At 63.1% G+C, this 19575-nt stretch carries 17 protein-coding genes; 8 read left to right on the top strand and 9 right to left on the bottom strand.

The genetic code is table 11. The annotated features are described in order from the left end of the window. Positions 1 to 105: 105 nt before the first annotated feature. From VGE08_RS06265 to VGE08_RS06250, 4 genes are read right to left on the bottom strand one after another with little or no spacing between them, the layout of a single operon-like run. A complete protein-coding gene (locus tag VGE08_RS06265) occupies positions 106 to 1719 on the bottom strand; it encodes an AMP-binding protein (protein WP_331066994.1) in 1614 nt (537 codons plus the stop codon). Positions 1720 to 1759: 40 nt separating this feature from the next. After that, complete coding sequence (locus VGE08_RS06260; protein WP_331066993.1) at positions 1760 to 2500, bottom strand: TetR/AcrR family transcriptional regulator; 741 nt, start codon at positions 2498 to 2500, stop codon at positions 1760 to 1762. Then, entirely contained in the window at positions 2497 to 4197 is a 1701-nt protein-coding gene (locus VGE08_RS06255; RefSeq protein WP_331066992.1) for a carboxylesterase/lipase family protein, read from the bottom strand. Before VGE08_RS06255 ends, VGE08_RS06260 begins: the two co-directional genes overlap by 4 nt. A gap of 9 nt (positions 4198 to 4206) precedes the next feature. Beyond that, positions 4207 to 6483 carry a TonB-dependent receptor gene (locus VGE08_RS06250; RefSeq protein ID WP_331066991.1) on the bottom strand — a complete coding sequence of 759 codons (2277 nt, stop codon included), beginning with the start codon at positions 6481 to 6483 and terminating at the stop codon, positions 4207 to 4209. 128 nt (positions 6484 to 6611) lie between these two features. Between VGE08_RS06250 and VGE08_RS06245 the strand changes: the two genes are divergently transcribed. Beyond that, positions 6612 to 8435, top strand: a complete 1824-nt coding sequence (locus tag VGE08_RS06245; protein ID WP_331066990.1) for an acyl-CoA dehydrogenase — start codon at positions 6612 to 6614, stop codon at positions 8433 to 8435. Positions 8436 to 8445: 10 nt separating this feature from the next. Here the strand turns inward: VGE08_RS06245 and VGE08_RS06240 are convergent, their stop codons facing one another. After that, entirely contained in the window at positions 8446 to 9363 is a 918-nt protein-coding gene (locus tag VGE08_RS06240) for a LysR family transcriptional regulator (protein WP_331066989.1), read from the bottom strand. A 188-nt stretch (positions 9364 to 9551) separates the two neighbouring features. On the opposite strand from VGE08_RS06240, the gene VGE08_RS06235 reads away from it, so the two are divergent. After that, complete coding sequence (locus tag VGE08_RS06235; RefSeq protein WP_331067229.1) at positions 9552 to 10253, top strand: CoA transferase subunit A; 702 nt, start codon at positions 9552 to 9554, stop codon at positions 10251 to 10253. 12 nt (positions 10254 to 10265) lie between these two features. Then, positions 10266 to 10922 (top strand): CoA transferase subunit B, encoded by a 657-nt coding sequence (locus VGE08_RS06230; RefSeq protein WP_331066988.1) that lies wholly within the window; start codon positions 10266 to 10268, stop codon positions 10920 to 10922. Between the two features lie 7 nt (positions 10923 to 10929). Here VGE08_RS06230 and VGE08_RS06225 read toward each other — a convergent pair whose 3' ends face one another. Then, on the bottom strand, positions 10930 to 12408 hold the full coding sequence (locus VGE08_RS06225) for a hypothetical protein (protein WP_331066987.1): 1479 nt from the start codon (positions 12406 to 12408) through the stop codon (positions 10930 to 10932). Between the two features lie 158 nt (positions 12409 to 12566). Here VGE08_RS06225 and VGE08_RS06220 point away from each other — a divergent pair, with 158 nt between their 5' ends. The 4 genes from VGE08_RS06220 to VGE08_RS06205 all read left to right on the top strand — a co-directional run bounded on the left by VGE08_RS06220 (position 12567) and on the right by VGE08_RS06205 (position 15429). After that, on the top strand, positions 12567 to 13124 hold the full coding sequence (locus tag VGE08_RS06220) for a thioredoxin family protein (RefSeq protein WP_331066986.1): 558 nt from the start codon (positions 12567 to 12569) through the stop codon (positions 13122 to 13124). Next, positions 13103 to 13384, top strand: coding sequence for a hypothetical protein (locus VGE08_RS06215; protein ID WP_331066985.1), 282 nt, complete (start codon positions 13103 to 13105; stop codon positions 13382 to 13384). Before VGE08_RS06220 ends, VGE08_RS06215 begins: the two co-directional genes overlap by 22 nt. An 8-nt stretch (positions 13385 to 13392) precedes the next feature. Then, the gene (locus tag VGE08_RS06210) at positions 13393 to 14466 is read left to right on the top strand and encodes an AbrB family transcriptional regulator (RefSeq protein WP_331066984.1); all 1074 of its coding nucleotides are present in this window, start codon (positions 13393 to 13395) and stop codon (positions 14464 to 14466) included. A gap of 153 nt (positions 14467 to 14619) precedes the next feature. Then, positions 14620 to 15429, top strand: a complete 810-nt coding sequence (locus tag VGE08_RS06205) for a creatininase family protein (protein ID WP_331066983.1) — start codon at positions 14620 to 14622, stop codon at positions 15427 to 15429. Positions 15430 to 15460: 31 nt separating this feature from the next. Here the strand turns inward: VGE08_RS06205 and VGE08_RS06200 are convergent, their stop codons facing one another. Beyond that, positions 15461 to 16615 (bottom strand): GTP cyclohydrolase II, encoded by a 1155-nt coding sequence (locus tag VGE08_RS06200; protein ID WP_331066982.1) that lies wholly within the window; start codon positions 16613 to 16615, stop codon positions 15461 to 15463. 83 nt (positions 16616 to 16698) lie between these two features. On the opposite strand from VGE08_RS06200, the gene VGE08_RS06195 reads away from it, so the two are divergent. After that, entirely contained in the window at positions 16699 to 17625 is a 927-nt protein-coding gene (locus VGE08_RS06195; protein WP_331066981.1) for a RibD family protein, read from the top strand. On the opposite strand, the gene VGE08_RS06190 is transcribed toward VGE08_RS06195, so the two are convergent. Together VGE08_RS06190 and VGE08_RS06185 are read right to left on the bottom strand one after the other, a co-directional pair. Next, a complete protein-coding gene (locus tag VGE08_RS06190) occupies positions 17606 to 18421 on the bottom strand; it encodes a hypothetical protein (RefSeq protein WP_331066980.1) in 816 nt (271 codons plus the stop codon). The two genes, VGE08_RS06195 and VGE08_RS06190, sit on opposite strands and share 20 nt — an antisense overlap. Continuing rightward, a complete protein-coding gene (locus VGE08_RS06185) occupies positions 18418 to 19575 on the bottom strand; it encodes a glycosyltransferase family 4 protein (protein ID WP_331066979.1) in 1158 nt (385 codons plus the stop codon). The genes VGE08_RS06190 and VGE08_RS06185 overlap by 4 nt, the downstream gene beginning before the upstream one ends.

Below are 19575 nucleotides of genomic sequence, written 5' to 3'. Positions count from 1 at the left end.
AGCGGCGCGCATCGCCGCTGGCAAGTGGTTAGCGGTTGGCGTTAGTGGTCAGTCAAAAGAGCCGATCCGCCTTCTGACTAGCCACCAACCGCCAACCGCCAACCGCTAAGCCACCATCGCCCTGAGCCGCTGCTTGTCGATCTTTCCCGTCATCGCCAGCGGCATGGAGGACACTCGCACGATGGCATCGGGCAACCACCAACTGGCCACTCGCGTTCGTAGCGCGTCGAGCAGCGCTTCGTCGCTGATGTGAGCCCCCTGGCGCGATTCGACGACGAGCACCGGACGCTCGCCCCATTTCTCGTGCGCGCGGCCAACCACGGCAACCAGCGCCACTTCGGGCAAGGCGCCGACGATGGCCTCGATCTCACCGGGATTGATCCATTCGCCACCGGACTTGATGAGATCCTTGGCGCGTCCGGTGATACTGACATTGCCTCGTTCGTCGATGACGGCGAGGTCGCCGGTGTCGAACCATCCAGACGAGTCGACAGCAGGCTCGTCTTCGCCGAAGTAACGTTGAATCACGCTCGCGCCTTTCACATGCAATCTTCCTTCGTGTCCGCGCTGTTCAGGCAAGGGCGCGCCGTTTGAGTCCGTGAGCAGCAGATCGACACCGAGTGGCGGCCGCCCAGACTGGCTGGCGCGACGCACACTGGCCGTCGCCGGTGTCACGGTGCCGAGCGGCGACAACTCCGTCATGCCCCAGCTGGTCTGAACGGTGGCACCGAGCCGCTGCTCCAGGCGATCCATCAATGCCTGCGGCACCGACGCTCCTCCAAGCATGATCCGCCGCAGCGACGGCAGGTCCTCGCCTGTCCTGTCGAGATGGTCCGCGAGCCCGAGCCATACGGTCGCGACGCCCGCCGCCACGGTGACGCCTTCCGAATTGATGAGATTCGCCAGGCTCGCGCCGTCCTGATGACGCCCTGGGAACACCAGCTTTGCTCCCGCCGCCGGCCCGGAAAAAGGAAATCCCCAGCCGTTTGCATGAAACATCGGCACGGCGATCAGCGCACAGTCGCGTGAGGTGAGCCCGCTCGCATCCGCTTGCAGCTGATGAATGGTATGCAGATAGTTCGAGCGGTGAGTGTAAGTGACACCCTTCGGCGCGCCGGTCGTGCCGGACGTGAAGCACAATCCAGCGGGCGCGTTCTCCTCGAATCCACCCCACGCAACGATCTCGCCACGTTCGCAAAGCAAGTCCTCGTAGCGCCACGCGCTGGCGCGACTCAAAGTCGGCAGCGACACTTCGGCGCCGGGCTCATCGAGCATCACCACGTGCTCGAGCGTCGGACACATCGGAACCAATGTCTCGAGGAGCGGAACGAGATCCGGACTGACTGCCAACACGCGATTGGCGGCTCGCCGGATGATGCCGGCCAGATGCGCAGGCGACATTCTTGGATTGAGCGTGTGGCACACGATCCCAATTCCCATGGCACCGTACCAGCACTCCATGTGCGCCTGGCTGTTCCAGGCCAGCAAACCAAGATGATCTCCTTGCGCGAGCCCGAGCGAACGAAGCGCGCCAGACAGCCGCTGACTACGTTCACGCAACGCTGCATAGCCGATGCGAGCCCGCGCGCCGCCAACACCGCCGGTGACGACTTCAACTGCACCGTGCCACTTGGCAGCATGATCGATGAAGCGGTCCAGCGTGAGCGCATAGGCTTGCATCGCGCCGGCCATGGCAACGGTGCTCCCAGTAGTGGTCATGGAGCGGCGACGCTCCGAGAAGGTTCAGACATCCATTCCTCTACTTCTTCTTTTTCTCGGCCTGCGACGCCTGGCAGATGGCATGGAAACCGGCGGCCATGAACTTCGCCATGTGCTTCCTGATGGAATCGAAATCCGAGGACGAGCACAGTCCGTTCGACAACTCATCCAATCGTCCGGTGCGCGCCATGTTGTGGGTCATTGCGCCGGAAACGAAGTGATATCCCCAGAAAATGGTTTCTTCGTCGCAATCCGGCATGGCTTTCTTGAGCAGGTCGAGCAGCGCCAGCACCACGGGGTTGAAGTACTTGGTCATCTTCTCGGCACCCCAGCCCGCCGCGCTGTTGGCTTGCGCGGCAATCTTGCCGAACGCCATCCATTGCTCCGGATCTTCCAACTGCACGTTCAGATCGGTGTCGATCCAGGCATGCAGCGCGCCTTCGACCGTGATGTTGTCGCCCGCCGCTTCGGCATAGCGCCGCATCGCTTCGAGTCGGTTGCGCGCCGAAATGGGAGCACGTCGCGCCCAGACGGCTTCGAAAATCGCTTCCTTGCCCTTGAAGTGGTAGTGGATCAACGTCGAGCTGATCCCGACGCGCTTCGCCACATCTTTCAAGGTGACGCCGTGATAGCCAAACTCGGAGAACAACTGTTCGGCCGCATCGAGAATGCGGGCAATGGACGCTTCACGCACGCGCGCCTTGTGATTCGGAACACGGGTGCGGCGGCCGGGAGCTCGCGGGCTCTGAATACTGGTATTTACTTTGTCGGTGGTGCTCATGGAGTGAGAGGCTGCCCACCTGAAGCGGGCGCGTCAACGCTGAACGCCGAGAAGCCGATGTCGAGCCGCCAGCCCCGCCCCTGCCGTCGCCGCGTTTCGATCAGCTTGTCCGCCAAGGCGAACTCCTCGGTTTGCAGATCCCGCGCCGCGGACGGCTGCTCGTCGATGTCGAGATAGCCGCGGTCCTCGGCAGTATAGCGGGGCCAGTCCGGTGCTCCCGGCGCGGTGGGCGTGCCGCTTCGAACGAATGTGACCCAATAACTCATCATGGCTTCCGACAACTGCGATTCCGCACGGGTGAGCGGTGGCCGTGGCCAGTTCGGACCGAGCACGGCGGACGGCCCGACCTGGCCGAAGAAGTACGGCAACTCGCTGGCATGGAACGCCGCCAGGTCGCGCTCGCGCTGCGCCGGCGTGCTGTGCCGAAAATAATAGAGATAGGCCAGCTGCCCCGCCTGCGCTTGCCGCAGCGCCAATGACTGGGCGGTCCAGCCACAACTGCCGTCGCGGATGGACGCCATCACGTCGGCCTTCGGATCGGTGCCGGGGTACACGGCGAGAAACGCAGGTGCTTGGTCGCCGAACCGGCGTCGCACATCCGCTTCATACGCAGCCCGAGTCTCCGGCCATGGCGGCATGAAGTACGGCAGCGATCGAATCTCTCCTTCGTTGAAGCCCGCGATCACAGCTACCTTTGCCTGCTCGCCGCGAGCAAACGTTTCGGCAAGCTGCCGCTTCAGGACCATGCCATCGATCACCGGCTCGGGGCGCCAGCTGCTCGCCACACCGGCCTTGAACAAGGTCACAGGATCGGCTTTGCGCAAGTCTTCAGCAGTCAGCGCGCGAGCGGCCTGGGCCAATGCGGCTCCTTCGGCCTCGGCGGAACGAAGACCGAGCACGTCATCGCTAAGCGCGCGTTGGGATTGTATGTACGCGCTTTGCACGATCGCCTTGGTGTACAAGCCATGGGCCAACGGACTGGCGAGCAGCGCGACGACGCTGAGGCCACCGGCCGATTCGCCTGCGATCGTGACCTGCGCGGGATCGCCACCGAGGTCGGCGATGTTGTCACGAACCCAGCGCAGCGCTTCGATCTGATCCAACAACCCGTAGTTGCCGGAGACACCTTGCGGCGACTCGGCGCTCAACGCCGGATGCGCGAAGAATCCGAGCAGCCCCAGTCGATAGTTGATCGAGACCACGACGATGCCCTGCTGCGCGAGCTTGGTGCCGTCGTACATGGGTTCGGAACTGCCTCCCCTCAGCAACGCGCCGCCGTGAATCCACACCATTACAGGCAGATTGCGCGCGCCGCTCGGCGCCCAGACGTTGAGGGTCAGACAATCTTCACTGGGCGATGCCATCTCACCCGCGTACACGCTGTTGGGCGGATACGGAGGTTGCAGGCACGAGTGCCCGAACTTGCGAGCATTCTTCACACCCTGCCACGCGGGTGCCGGCACCGGCGGACGCCAGCGCAATTCGCCGATCGGCGCTTTGGCATAGGGAATGCCTTTATAGGCGGTTACTTTCGAGCTGGCGTCGAAGCTGCCTTGCAGAGTCCCCGCCTGGATGCGCACCTGCGGTCGCGCTTCACTCGCACCGAACGCAGGCCCCGCCATCACGAAGGCGAGTAACAAGAACGCGAGCATCAACCGCTCGCGTCCTCGCCGACAGACAAACATTGTCCGCGTCATCAGCGCCGCTCAGAACTGATATCCGAGACGCAGGCCATAGGTCCTCGGCCGCAGCGTCGCGTAGCGGCTGTCGATGAAGGCTTCGGGATGGATGTAGACGAAGCCATCGCTGTTGCCCAGGTTCTCCACGTACAAGGTCGCAGTCATCTTGTCGATCCCGATGCCGGTCTGCAGGTTGATGTAAGTATAGGCGTCGGTGTGGTCATAGAGTGCGCTGCGCACGCCCAGCGCACCCGGCGTGTTCGGGAAGCCGTTGGGGAACGAACCGACGTGCGCCACCTGGAAGCTGCTGAAGCCGTCGATGCTGCTGCTCAGGTTGTAGCGATAGCTGCCGAAGAACGATCCCTGCACACGCGGCGAAGCCAGCCGCGAGCCTTTCTCCGCGCCCGAGATCTTCGCTTCCTGCTCGGTGAGCTCTTTCACCTCCGCGTCATTCAGCGACAGGTTCAAGCCGAACGTCAAGCCGCGTACCGGCGTGAGCGTGAGCTCGGCCTCCAGGCCCATGCTTGCGGCACGACCGACGTTGGTCGCGAACTGGACCGAATCGGAGCGGCGGTTGGACTGCACCTGGATGTCCCGCCAATCGATGTAGTACGCCGCCAGGTTCGTGGTCAGCTTGCCGTCGAGCCACAGGCCCTTCATACCGATTTCGTAATTGGTGAGATCGTCAGAGCGGGCCCCGGCGGGAATGACGATGTCCGGTTCGATGGTGCTGACGCTGCCCGCGCGCGCGTTGTAGACCGGCGTGCGATAGCCCGTGGACACGGTGAGATAGGTCATCAAGTCGTTGGAAGCCTCGTAGGACAGGCTCGCTTTCCACGACGTCCGCTCCGCGGACTGGAATTTCCGCGAGGCCGCATCGACCGGACCTACCGGTATCTCCAGCGGAAACAGCGGCGGCGGCCCCGCGACACGGGCCAACGCATAAGCGAAGTACAGCGAATTGAAGCCCGCATAGGTGTCCAGCTCTCCGCCGTACTTGCCATAGCGCATACCGCCGGTGAGCGAGAGCTTGTCGGTGAGGTGATAGGTGAGCTCACCGAAACCCGCCAGCTCGTAGCTGTGCGTGTCGCTGCCGAAGCTGTTGAAAGTGGCGTCCTCCGGCAAGCCGGTGAGGGCGTACGTGGCCAGGAATTCCGGCGCCGAGCGCTGCTCGCCGATCAGGTCCTGGTCGCGCTGCAGGTAGAAGGCGCCCGCCACCCAGTCGAGCTTCTCGCCCGGCTCGGAGACCAGCCGCAGCTCCTGCACGAAGGTGTCCACCTCGTAGATGTCGTCGAGGAAGAACGGAATGGCGCCGCCGAAGGTGCCGGCCAGGTCGACGGTGAAGAAGCCTTCGGCAATCGAATAGGTCGACGAGCTGGTGAGCGCCGCGCTGTCGAACTGGTAGTCGAGCGTCGCGTTGTAGATCTGGGTCTCGGACGTGTAGAGATCCGGCTTGCTGGAGAAACGCTTGCGCTCGCCCAGCGCGGGATTGGTCAGCGATGCATCCTCGGGATCGCTGTCCTCGTACGAGGCCAGCAGGCGCACGCTCAAACGCTCGCTCGGCTTCCACAGCAGGATCGCGCGTCCGCCCGAATCCTCGAGCGAATTGGAGTTCTTCACGCCGGTGCCGAGATTGTCGATATATCCCTCTTCGTCGCGATGGAACCCGACCAGGCGCAACGCCAGCGAGTCCTCGACCAACGGAATGTTGACCATCGCGTTGTAGCGCTGTCGCATACCGCCGCCGTCGGGCGTATGACCGAAGTCCACCAGCGCGGATGCGGCGTAATTCTGCAGATTGGGGCTCTTGGTCAGGATGCGCAGCGCGCCCGACAGCGAACCCGAGCCGAACAGCGTGCCCTGCGGACCACGCAGGAACTCGACGCGTTCGATGTCATAGAGATTGGGATTGAGCGTCACCGAGTTGCCGATGGTGGTCAGTGGCAATTCGTCGAGATAGATGGTCGTGGTGGTCTGCAGTCCGGCGCCCCAACCATTGGTCGAAATGCCGCGCGCAGTCAGGCGAGCGTTGTTGTCGCTGGCAACGTTGAGTACCGCGCCCGGTGTTTCGCGTGCGATGCCTTCGAAGCCGACGATGCCTTTCTCGGTCAGCTCGGCCTGCGACAGGACCGAGATGCTGAGCGGCACGTCCTGCAGTCGTTCGCTACGGCGCGTGGCAGTGACCACGATTTCTTCGACCTCGACCCTGTCGGCGCCGCCGGCGGTCCCAGTGTTCTGCGCAGCGGCCGATGACGCCGCGAGCGCCAGCGCTACCAGCGCCGTCGTATAATCCAACTGCTTCATTTTTCCCCCTTTTTTTGGCCCTGACGCCGCGTTCTGACAATGTTGTTCCGGCTCTCGACGAGCCTTGCTCGCCGTGCCTTAGGAGTAACATTGGCTGACTCGTCAGTCAATATTAAGGTTCGAAACCCATGCCAGACGCGCTGAATTCACTGCTGCTCTCCCGCCGGGATGTCGAGTTCCTGTTGTTCGAATGGCTCGATGTCGCGCGCCTGAGCGAGCGTGCCGAGTTCGCCGAGCACTCGCGCCAGACCTTCGATGCGGCGCTGGATATTTATTTCGAGATCGCGCACGCCGAGTTCGCGCCACACAACAAGAAGGTCGACCGGCAGCCGCCACAACTGGTCGGCGAGAACGTCGAGTCGATTCCCGAACAGCGCGCGGCGCTGCGGTCCTTCGCTGAAGCGGGATTGCTCGCCGCCTGCCAGAAAGAAACATTGGGCGGCATGTCCCTGCCATACGTGGTCGAGCGTGCCGGGCTCGCGTTCGTGCTCGCCGCCTGCCCCACTACCGCCGCTTACGCTTTCCTCACGATTGCGAACGCCAATCTGTTGCTGACTTACGGAACGCCGTCGCAGATCGAGCGCTTCGCGCGGCCGATGCTCGAAGGCAAATGGACCGGCACCATGTGCTTGTCGGAGCCGCATGCGGGCTCATCGCTCGCCGATATCACCTCACGCGCGGAACGACAATCGGATGGCAGCTACCGTCTCACTGGAAACAAGATGTGGATCTCGGGAGGCGACCACGACCTCGCCGACAACATCGTTCACCTCGTGCTGGCCAAAGTGCCTGACGAGCGCGGCGCGCTGCGGCCTGGCGTCGGCGGGATTTCTCTATTCATCGTTCCGAAGTACACGCCCGGAACGGACGGCCAACGCGGCGAGCGCAACGACGTTGTCGTTGCCGGCCTGAATCACAAGATGGGCTATCGCGGCACCTCGAACTGCTTGCTGAACTTTGGCGAAGGACGATATCGACCCGGGGGCCAGGCCGGAGCCATCGGCGAGCTGATCGGTGAAGAAGGTCGCGGACTCGCCTATATGTTTCAAATGATGAACGAGGCTCGAATCACCGTCGGTTTGGGCGCGGCGGCGATTGGTTACACCGGCTACCTGCACGCGGTCGACTACGCGCGCAATCGAAAGCAAGGACGGCTCCCAGGACAGCGGAATCCGGAATCGCCGCCGGTGCGCCTCATCGATCATGCCGACGTCCGGCGAATGCTGCTCGCGCAGAAGTCATTCGTCGAGGGCGCACTGGCGCTCGTCCTGTTCTCCGCGATGCTTGTCGATGAAGTCCACACCGCATCCGATGCAGAGGCTCAGCGTGCCCGACAACTTCTCGAGCTGCTGACGCCGATCACCAAGAGCTGGCCTTCCAAATGGGGCCTGGCGGCGAACGATCTCGCGATCCAGGTTCACGGCGGCTATGGATACACCCAGGACTACAACGTCGAGCAGTTCTATCGGGACAATCGCCTCAACCCGATTCACGAGGGAACGTTCGGCATCCAGGCCATCGATCTACTCGGCCGCAAGGTCGGTGCTGCCGATGCCATGGCCGATCTCGCAGATCGGATCGGACACACGGTGACGCAAGCATCTGCCGTGCCCGAACTGGCGGAAGAGGCAGCGGCACTCCGCGATGCCTGGTCGCGCGTGCTCAAGACGACCAGGAGTCTGCAAGCCATTCCCGACGCCACGCTGCGACTCGCGAATGCTTCGTGCTATCTCGACGCATTCGGTCACGTCGTGGTCGCGTGGCTATGGCTCGACCAGGCGGTGATTGCCACGCGCCGGATCGAAGGCACGGACGCTGCTTTCTATCGCGGCAAGCTCGCCGCTTGCCGCTATTTCTATCGGTGGGAACTGCCGAGAGTGGACCGATGGCTCGGACTGCTCGATCCCGTGGAACGCACGCCACTCGACACCGCCGACGAATGGTTTGCGTAAGCGACAGCGACTACACGCCCGGCCGGGGGCGACGCGAACCCTCGGCGTGATCGACGCTATCACGCGCCACTTCTCGAATCGCTTCCGCCGCGGTGGAGAGTTGTTGATCCGCACGTGTGATCAATCCCACCGGTTTGCGTATCGATGGGCGCGACAGCTTGAGAGAGCGCGCGCCCAACGCTGCCACCTGCTGCTGACATAGCGACGGCGCCACGCTCACACCCAATCCAGCGGCGACGAATTGAATCACCGTCGCCAGCTGGTGGCATTCGAGCGCCAGGCGCAATTCCATGCCCTTGGCCGCCAGCGACTCCTCGATCAAGCGACGTGTCGAGGATGGCCGCTGTAGTGCGATGAAGTTGTGATTCAGCAGCTGCGCCCAGGAAACGCTCGGGGCCGCCAGCAGTGGCGAACCAGCCGGCACGATGGCGACGAAGGGATCGATGAACAGCGGCTCGAAGGCCAGCACCGACTCCCCTTCGGGCTCGAACCCGAATCCGATCTCCACGCGACCGGTCGCGACCATCTCCACCACCTGCTCCTGCACCACATCGTGCACGGCCACTTCGACGTTGGGATGGCGCTGACGATAATCACGAAGAATGCGCGGCAGGACATTGCCCGCGAACGACGGCATGGCGGCGACGGTCACATGGCCCGTTTGCAGCGTGAATCGCTGTTTGATCCGCTCGCGCACGTTGTCCCAGTCCGCCAGCAGCTGCAGCGCCTGCGGCAGGAATGCGGCCCCTTCCGGTGTCAGCCGCACCTGGCGGGTGGTGCGAGTGAGCAGCGGCCCGCCGAGTGACTGCTCCAGGCTGCGAATGGCCAGGCTGAGCGCCGGCTGCGACATGTGCAGCCGCTCGCAGGCGCGGGCAAAGCTCAGGGTTTGAGCGACCGAGGTGAAGGCCTTGAGCTGGCGTGGCGTCATGAGAGTCGCTGTGGGTTCGGGGTTCGGGGTTCGGGGTTCGGGGTTCGGGGTTCGGACGGCCGCCCCATCGAGGCAGGCGGATTCATTTGCCGGGTAAAAGAATCGACACATTTTTCAAACTTAACAATGATGCCATGGCGCGCCAAGCTCGGCAGGTTCGATTGGCCACGACTACCTTGGGGGACGGCATGGCAGGCTTCGACAAACGCGTCGGCAGTTATCAGGAGGCACTTGCCGGGCTGACCGACGGCATGAGCATCATCGCCGGCGGATTCGGCCTGTGCGGCATTCCCGAGAATCTCATCGCCCAGATCCGCGCCATGGGCGTGAAGGGCTTGACGGTCATCTCCAACAACTGCGGCGTGGACGACTTCGGCCTGGGCGTGCTGTTGCAGGACCGGCAGATCAAGAAAGTGATCGCCTCCTATGTCGGCGAGAACGCCGAGTTCGAGCGCCAGCTGCTGGCGGGCGAGATCGAAGTGGAGCTGACTCCGCAGGGCACGCTCGCCGAAAAAATCCGCGCCGGCGGCGCCGGTATCCCGGCCTTCTTCACCGCGACGGGTTACGGCACTCCAGTAGGCGAAGGTAAAGAGGTGCGCGAGTTCAACGGGCGCAAGTACATCCTCGAAGAAGCAATTACCGCCGACTTCGCCATCGTGAAGGGCTGGAAAGCCGACTGGTACGGCAACGTCGTCTATCGGCACACCGCCCAGAACTTCAATCCGGCTGCGGCCACCGCCGGGCGCATCACCGTGGTGGAGGTCGAAGAGATCGTCGAGCCCGGCGCACTGGAACCCAGCCAGATCCATACGCCCGGCATCTATGTGGACCGCCTGATTCAAGGCACGTTCGAGAAGCGCATCGAAAAGCGCACCACGCGAGCGGCTTGAGGAGATCGAAACATGGCACTCACTCGCGAACAGATGGCCCAGCGCGTCGCGCGCGAATTGAAAGACGGCTACTACGTGAACCTGGGCATCGGCATCCCGACGCTGGTCGCCAATTACGTGCCGCCCGGCATCGAGGTGATGCTGCAGTCGGAGAACGGCCTGCTCGGCATGGGGCCCTTCCCCACCGATGCCGAGGTCGATGCGGACATGATCAACGCCGGCAAACAAACGGTGACGGCGCGCGTCGGCGCGTCCATCTTTTCGTCGGTGGATTCGTTCGCCATGATCCGCGGCGGTCACGTGGACTTGACGGTGCTCGGCGCGCTGGAAGTCGACGTGGAAGGAAACATTGCGTCCTGGATGGTGCCCGGCAAGATGGTGAAAGGCATGGGCGGCGCCATGGACCTGGTCGCCGGTGCCCCCAACATCATCGCCACCATGATGCACGCGTCGAAGGACGGCAGCTCGAAGCTGCTCCAGCAATGCACCCTGCCGCTGACCGGCCGCGGTTGCATTCGCCGCGTGCTGACCGATCTGGCTTATCTCGAAATCGAGGACGGCGCGTTCGTGTTGAAGGAACGCGCACCCGGCGTGAGCGTCGACGAGATCCGCGCGCGCACCGCCGGCAAGCTGGTCGTTCGCGAGCCCGTCGTCGAAATGAGCTTCTGATCGCCGATCAATTGCTGCGGGATTGCTGGCGGCCGTAGACAAGCACGGCGCCCCAATGGGAATTCTCGCTGGAGAACAGGCGAGTGCCGACCGCGAGGCGCCGCCCGCTCCACGAGAGCGCCAGCGAGTTCCCCCAACCGCTCGACATGGGGAAGTCTGAAGGTTCGATGATGGCGGTTTGTTGCCAGCTGTTGCGCTGGTAGTCGAACGCCACCACATAGGGCTTCCCATAGGCGCCATCGTCTTGATCCGCGAATGCGACCAGCGAGCGGCCATCAGCGCTCAGCGTAATTCGCACACCGAACGAGCGCCGCTGAGGGAGCGTTGGCGTTAGCGTTGTTTCCGCGGCAGCCCAATGCTGCCCGTGGCGTCGATATATCTGCACCATGCCAACGCCGCTGTCGGGCGCAAGCGCGATGGGAGATGCAACCGCAAGGATCCGACCATCCGCGCTCAGATCGAAGCCTTCGGTCTGATTCTCTCCGGTATACATGCTGCCGCCGAAGTGAGTTGCGTCCTGCGTGCCTTCCAATTCCGCGGCCTGAGCCCACGAGCGGTGGCGCCTTTCGAAGACATACAGCGTGTTGTTGCGACCTGACCAGCCGCCCGTGTCGAAATCTTCCGTATCGTAGTTCTGCTCGGCCGCCAATATCGCCAGCGTGCGGCCGTCTTCGCTCAGGCGCACACCCCAGCCGAACCAATCGTTGGCCTGCGGGTTGGGCGCGGTCAGTGCCTGTTGCTCGGTCCACTCCGCCGCGCGTTTCGCGAAAACATACACGGCTCCGGCGTCGGCCTGCGTGATGCCATCTACGTCGATGGCCTCATAGGGCGCACCTACCGCGATCACATCGCCTGACGCGCTGATCTCTACGACTCTGCCGAACGATGCATTGTCCTGCGGCCGGCTGGCCCGCAACCTCGCTTCTTGCGACCAGGTGCCGTTGCGGCGCTTGTAGACGAAGACCGAGCCCGGCCCCGGGTCCTGGCTGGGAGCTTCGTAGCCTTCGTACTGAGCTCCGACCGCGAGCGTGTCGCCATCGATATCGAGCGCCACATCCGTCCCGAAGAAGTCATAGCCGCGTGCGGCAGGCGGTTCGAGCTTGGCTTCGAGTCGCCACGTGTTGCTGACGAGCCGATATACATACACCGCCCCCGAGCCATACCACGGCCATTCGCTGCCGCCGAAGTACCACACATCCGACACGGCCATGGTGCGGCCGTCGCCGCTCAACGAAACCTGGCTGCCAAACTGCTGATTGCGGGATTGATTGGTCGGCTCGTGATACTCGTACTCGGACGTGACGACGTTCGTGAAGGTCGCGTCCCACGGCTGGAACCGCAACGCGTTTGTGGAGACGGGCACTGGCGCGTTTTTTCTCGATGCTTCGGCCGGCGAGCCCGACGGACTCGCTGCCAGGGCGCCCGCCTCGCTGGCGACAGCAAACAGTGCGAGGACAACAGTAGCGGCCGCTGATCGCATCGACATCGGATTCTCCCCATTGAGTCTGTGGTAGAACCCGGACGTCGCGCTGCATGTTCCTCGACAGGGCAGATTTTCCAGACAGCGCAGTTCTTGCCTAGCTGACTTTCAGCGCGCAGAGGATCTGCTAGGCTTGCGGTTAACCACCATCAGGGAAGCTCGCTATGGCCACTCAATCGACGATGCTCGAGCTTGGCACGCCCGCGCCGCACTTTCGCCTGACCAGTTTCGACGGCAAGACCTACTCGCTCGATGACTTCAGCGATGCCAGAGGATTGGTGGTCGCATTCATCTGCAGTCACTGCCCATTCGTAAAGCACCTGCGCGATGAGCTGAGCCGCTTCGCACGCGAGTATCAGGCCAAAGGCATCGCAGTCGTGGCGATCAACTCCAACGACATCGAGACGTATCCGCAGGACGGTCCGGAAGGCATGGCAGCGGAGGCACGCAGCGCCGGCTACACCTTCCCCTACCTGCTCGACTCGACTCAGGACATCGCCCGGGCCTACAAGGCCGCCTGCACTCCTGATTTCTATCTATTCGATCAGCAGCGCAAGCTGGTCTATCGCGGCCAGTTCGATGACAGCCGGCCCGGCAAGGGAACGCCCACGGGCGCCGATCTGCGCGCAGCCTGCGATGCTCTGCTCAGCGGCACGAGCATCCCGAGCGAACAGCAGCCGAGCATCGGTTGCAGCATCAAGTGGAAGAAATCGGCAGCCTGAGTGTTTCGATCGAGGACCGCCATCCGCCCGCACCATTGCGGGCGTTCATCGATTTCATCCAGTCGACGGGCCCACCAAGCCCGCTGCTAGCGTCGATCTATCTGGTCTGCGGATTGCTTCGCGTGGACGTGGCCGATGCGCAGCGCTTCGGCTTAAAATGGGCGGTGGCCACCAGCTTGATTGCAACCGCCGCCGTGCTACTGATTGGCGCCTTCCCGCTGTCCGGTGACGGCGTGGCTGTGGCGCTGCCGAGCAAGTGACCCGTCGGATGAGCGCTCATTTGCGTTCAGCGGCGCAGTGGCTGGCGTTGATCGCATTGACTGTAGCGCTCGCAATTGCGCTGAGCGCCGCTCATGTTCCAGCCGCGCTGCTGCTCGGACCAATGCTTGCCGCCATCATCTTTGCGGTGAGCGGATCCAACATCCGGTTGGCCCCTGGCTTCACCATCGGTGCGCAGGCCATCCTTGGTTGCCTCATCGCACAGGCGATCAACGCCGAGCTCCTCGCCATCATCCGCGAGCATTGGCTACTGCTGGTGGGATTCAGTGTGGCCACCCTGCTGATCGCGGCTGGCTTGGGCTGGTCGTTGAGTCGCGCCGCTTGGCTACCCGGCACGGTTGCTATCTGGGGCCTGTCCCCAGGCGCGGCCACGGCCATGGTGCTGCTGGCCGATGATGCTGGCGCGGACCGCCGCATGGTCGCACTGATGCAATACTCTCGCATCGCTCTCGTGGCGCTGGCTGCGATCCTGGTTGCGAAGTTCCTCGGTGATCCGAGTCTCGCGCCGACGCACACAGCATCCGGCAATGTGACTTCGCAGTTGCTGGCTTTTCCAGCAGCGTCATCGCTCGCCGCTACTCTCATTCTCGCCGCAGTGGCAGTGGCCATGGCGGTCGTTTTTCGCAAGGGGGTGCTGGCGCTATTCGTTCCCGCCTTCGCTGGCGCCGCCCTGCAGGGAATGGGACTGATCAGCATCAGCGCACCGCCGCTGTTTGCCATGCTCGCCTTCGGCACCGTCGGCATCTACGTCGGCTTGGGCTTCAATCGCGAAATCCTGATCCATTCGCTGTCGGTACTGCCGAGAATGCTGCTCGCGGTAGTGGCGATGATCGCGCTGTGCGGCCTGCTCTCATTCGCCTTCTGCATGCTGTTGCCGGGCACCGACCCTTTGACCGCCTACCTGGCCTTGAGCCCCGGCGGCATCGACGCCGCCGTGGTCATCGCCGCCAACACCCATGTTTCCCTACCCTTGATCCTTGCTGCCCAATTCCTCCGCTTGCTGCTCGTCATCGCCGCCGCGCCCTCGCTGGCCAGGTGGCTGGCGCAGCGAAGCACCCCATGATCGGTTGATTTATTGATCGCCTGTCGCATCGTCGAGGATGTCGCAGAAACCATCCGGGCGCGCAAAGAAATAGCGCCGGCTGACCCGGTCTGAAGCCGATCATTCGCCCTGCTCCACCGTGACCGGTGCGGGGGTGCGAGTTACACTCGGTGCATGGTTGCCACGGGCTATTGGCAGAATCTCACGACGACCGAGCTGGCCGGGCTGGATCCCGAGCGCACGGTGGTGGTGTTGCCGGTAAGCGCGATTGAACAGCATGGCCCGCACCTGCCGCTGGCGACGGACGCGATCATTGGCGACGGGTTGGTACGTCTGGCGATGCAGCGCGTGCGGCAAGGAGTGTTGGTGTTGCCGGCGATGACCATCGGTCACAGCCTCGAGCACATCGACTATCCAGGCACTCTGAGCGTTGCAGTGGAGGCGTTGCTTGCCACCTGGCTGGACATCGGGCGCAGCGTGGCGCGAACGGGATTGCGCAAGCTGGTGCTGTTGAACACCCATGGCGGCAATACTCCGCTCGTGCAGTTGGCCGCTTTGCGACTGCGCCAGGAATTGGCAATGCTGGTGGTGCGTGCAAATTACTTTGCTTTCGGCAGTCCACCGGGACTATTTGCCGCAGAGGAACTGCGGCATGGCATTCACGGCGGCGAGATGGAAACATCCTTGATGTTGCATCTGGCACCGACGCTGGTTCGTCGTGAGTCTATGGCGAATTTTGGCGCGCTCACTCATGAAATGGCCGAGCGCAACGAGCTGCTTGGGCCGGAGAAACCGATTGGATTCGGCTGGATGAGCCAGGATCTCAACGAGCACGGTGTCTGCGGCAACGCCGCCAACGCCGATGCGCGGCGTGGAGCAACGCTGCTTTCCCATCTGGCCGACAAGCTCGCGACCTTGCTCCAGGAATGCCAATCGACGCCACTGGCGACATTGCGCAACAGGCCGGCTGAACCGGACCAGTGAGACGGCCAGCAAGACGACCAGTGAGACTCGGCTAGAGAATCTCGTCCATGTTGATCTGCGGCATCAGATGCCCGGCACGCTCGCGCTTGGCGTGCACGTACCGCGCATTGTGACGGTTGACTGCACCGATCAGGCGCTGGCCGCCGACGACTTCGATGCCTGCCTGGCGCAATGCCTCGATCTTCTCCAGATTGTTGGTCAGCAGTTGAATGCGCGTCCTGCCCAACTGCTGCAGCATGCTGGCGGCCACGGCGTAACTGCGCTCGTCCGCACTGAAGCCCAAATGTCGATCGGCCTCGATGGTATCCAGCCCCGCGTCCTGCAACTCATAGGCACGTAGCTTGTTTGCCAGTCCGATCCCTCGTCCTTCCTGCGCAAGATAGAGCAACACGCCGCCACCCACGGCCGCCAGCTGATCTACCGCCCGCCGCAACTGATCTCCGCAATCACAACGCAGACTGCCCAGCAGGTCGCCAGTGAGGCAAGCGGAATGCAGACGCACCGAAACCGCCGGGCCCTTGGGTGAACCGATCAGGACGGCGACATGCTCGGAAGCATCGCGACCATCGCGAAACAACACCAGCCTGCAATCTTCGTGACCGGCGAGCGGCACACGAGCCTCGCTCACGCGCTCCAGCTCGAAACGTCGCGGCTGCACCAACCGATCGATCTCAGCTATCGACAGCGCGAGCACGTCACTCGAAGCAGGCGGCGACGATGAAATCACCAAGACGGCCGGCAACAAACGCGCATGCTTGGCAACTCTCAGCACAGCTGTAGTCAAAGCATCGCCTGCTTCCACGATGAGCTCACGGCTCCGCGCGGGCACCGCGGCGCTGCCTGGATCTACCCCAGCCAGCCAATTCACCATCGACAATGAAACCGGTCGCCGAAATCGCAACAGCACCGATTCACGCTCGGCGGCAAGCGGTGCGCCGGAAAGACGAAGTCCCAACGTATCCGCGCGTTCCTTGGTGATGGCCAACGCCAGACCCGTTTTTCCCGCCGCCTTCTTCAAGCGTGCGATCAACGCGGGCGATGCCGTCTCCGCCGACGCCACCAGCAAGCCGGATTGAGCCCCGTCGAGAGGCTCTGCTCCGGAACAATACAGCGCTCGCCCGCAACGCAGCTCATTGATAGCTCGTTCGATCGCAACCAGCGCGGGATCACCATTGATGTCGTGCACGGATGTTTCCAAACAAGTGACTAATGACTGGCGACTGATGAAGAGTCAGAATGAGCCAGCGGCCGACGCGTGAAGCAACGTCCATGACCCATCAACACAGCCAGGCCTGGCCTCTGATCCGCGCCGCGGCCCGGACCGCCCGCGACAGCACTGTATTGAAGAACGGTGCCCGATACGTTTTCGACGGAGAAACGCTGACTGCCGCGGCTGCCGGAGACCATCCCGTTCTGGCGTTCGAGAATGGCTGGCGATCTCTGCTGCCACCCTCGGACCCACGCCAGGCCTGCCTGGATCTCTACCTGCCACTGGCCGGCCCTCGAGCGAATACACCGCTGGTGCTGGCCCAGCTCGGCCAGAGCCTCGATGGCTTCATTGCCACCGCGGGTGGCCAGTCTCATTTCGTGACCGGCCCGACCAGCATCGTGCATTTGCATATCCTGCGTGCGCTGAGCGATTGCGTCATCGTAGGCGCGGGCACAGTCGCCGCCGACAATCCTCGCCTCACGACGAGACTGGTCGACGGCCCGAATCCGGTTCGCGTAGTGCTCGATCCGCAACTGCGGCTTCCCATTTCTTGCGGAGTTTTCAGCGACGGTCAGGCACCGACACTGCGCGTGCGCGCTCGTAACGTAACGCTCCCTGGGGCGCGTGGTTCCGCCGACATCGAGGACCTCGAAATCGGCGCACCTTCCGGCAAACTGGACCTGCACGAGCTGGTCAACGAACTGTGGTCGCGAGGCATGCAAACCATCCTGGTGGAAGGTGGCGGTGTGACAGTCTCGGCCTTCCTGGCCGCGGGGTTGGTCGACCGCATGCACATCGTGGTCGCGCCGTTCGTTATTGGCGAGGGACGGCCAGGGCTCCGTGTCCCTTCCGCCGCAAAACTCGAGGATTGCGTGAGACCGCCGCCGCGGGTCTACGCGCTAGGCAGTGATGTGCTGTTCGACTGCGACATGCGCAGCCATTCCCAGAGCGAGAGCGGGTCCAGCGTCATCCGCCGGGTGCTTTAGGCCAGGCAATGAAATCCTGATGCCCCACCCGAATGCGCGATGTTCCGGCCAATAGATGCGTGAGACGCCGTCTGACCCACAGCTCGATGCGCTCCGCCTCGGAAGGTGCAATTTCGTGTGCTGCGGTGATCCATCCTGCGATCAACTCCCGTTGCAACGATTGCTCTTCCGGTTCGATCACCCAGTCACTCGCCATGACGCGCGACTGGAAACCAAACATTCCAAATACGTCGCGAGCATAGCTGGTAGCGTCCGGCCCGAGCGCGGGACCGAAACCCTTGTTACCTCGCTGGTGCCGATTGACCAGACCGAACACCCACTGATCGTCAGGTTCATGCGGCATGCACTGCACGCGGCCGTCGTAAGTCAGCGCAAACATCACGTTCACGCGAGCATCCGCACAACGCGACGCGAGCAACTGCAGCCATGACGCAGATACCAGATCGAGCAGCGCCGAAGCAGTCACGAGGTGGAATTCGGACAGCGACAATGAGTCCAGCTCTGTCGCGAGATCGAGCCGCCGCGTCGACACGCTGCAACGAAAGTTCGTTCCTTGCAGCGTCGCGGGCTGATGGCCGAGCAACGCCGGCTCGTCATCAACCGCCAGCCAGCGCTGCTCGCCTGCCAGCCGCGGCGCCATATAGCGAATATTCGCCCCCGTCCCTGAACCCAGATCCAGCGCTTGCAGCGGCCGCGAGGGCAACCGCGAGCGCACAGCGAGCACCAGTTCCTCGCAACGCGATCGTGCGTCGCAGGGCTCGCGCAATTGGAGCCATTCGGCGCTGAAGCCACTCATTGCAAAGACCCTGAATTGGAATGCGCTGATGTCATGCCACCCAGGATATCCGAAAGCTGCCGGGCAGCGGCGCTCCAACTCGGCAATCTCGCGCCCGCCGCACGAGCTCCCTCAGTGAGGCGTCGCCGAAAATCCGCGTCAGATAGCGAGCGCGACAATGCGTCGCTAAAGGCAGCTTGATCATCCGGTTCGACCAGCAAGCCCGCATCGGGAGGCACCAGCTCGGAGATGGCGCCCGTTCGTGTGCTGATGATAGGCAATCCATGTGCGAGCGCCTGCGCGACTGCCATGCCGTAGCCTTCCAAGCGCGTCGCCAATACGAACAGGTCGGCATTGCGAAACGCGTGCAGCAGCTCTGTTTCGCCAATCTCGCCTGTCACTTTGACACGATCCTCCCAACCCGCCGCGTGAATCCGCATTTTCAATGCATCTGCTGTTGCCGGGCTACGCGTTATATCGCCGACGCACGTGAGCGTCCAATTCACATCGCTCAAAGGTGCAAGCGCGTCCATCAGCAAATCATGACCCTTGCGTGGAGTGAGGGTAGCAACGCACAGCATACGCACGGGAGTCGATGCACCCTCGATTTGACCTTTGGACCCGGCAATTTGCTGCACTGTCTGCTCGAGGCAAGGTTGATCGACTGGGGGTTGATCGATGCGGGGTTGATTGATGCGGGGCTGATCGACGCCGGGCTCGGCGACGGCGATGCGATCCGAGGCGATTTCATAGGCAGCCAGTGCACGACGAGTCGTCCGGCTTGTCACGACAACGTGGCGCATGGCACGCAATGCGTGACGCTCCGATTCAAACAACCGCGATGCCAGCTGCGGCGCCAAGCCCGTCTCGGCCGCCAGCGGGTGATGCACGAGCCCCACCAGACACAAGCGATCCTTGTGGGCATGCACGAGATCGGGCATCGCCCCGAGGGCGAGTCCATCGATCATCACCAGGCTGCCGGCCGGAAACGCCGCAAGCTGCCGCTCCGCATCTCGCAGTGCCTCCGCGGTGGGCACGGGAAAACTGCTGTCGAGCGCGACGACTTGCGTGCTCCAGCCGAGGTCACGCAGTCCTTCCAACATGCGCCGGTCATACTCGTAGCCACCGGTCGCGGTGAGTGGATCGCCCGGCAGTACCAGCGTGAGCGTGCGCAC

The organism is Steroidobacter sp., from assembly GCF_036406195.1.
Taxonomy (GTDB): domain Bacteria; phylum Pseudomonadota; class Gammaproteobacteria; order Steroidobacterales; family Steroidobacteraceae; genus Steroidobacter.
The sequence above is the reverse complement of the archived record's forward strand: the minus strand, read 5'-3'. Positions and strand labels throughout refer to the sequence as shown.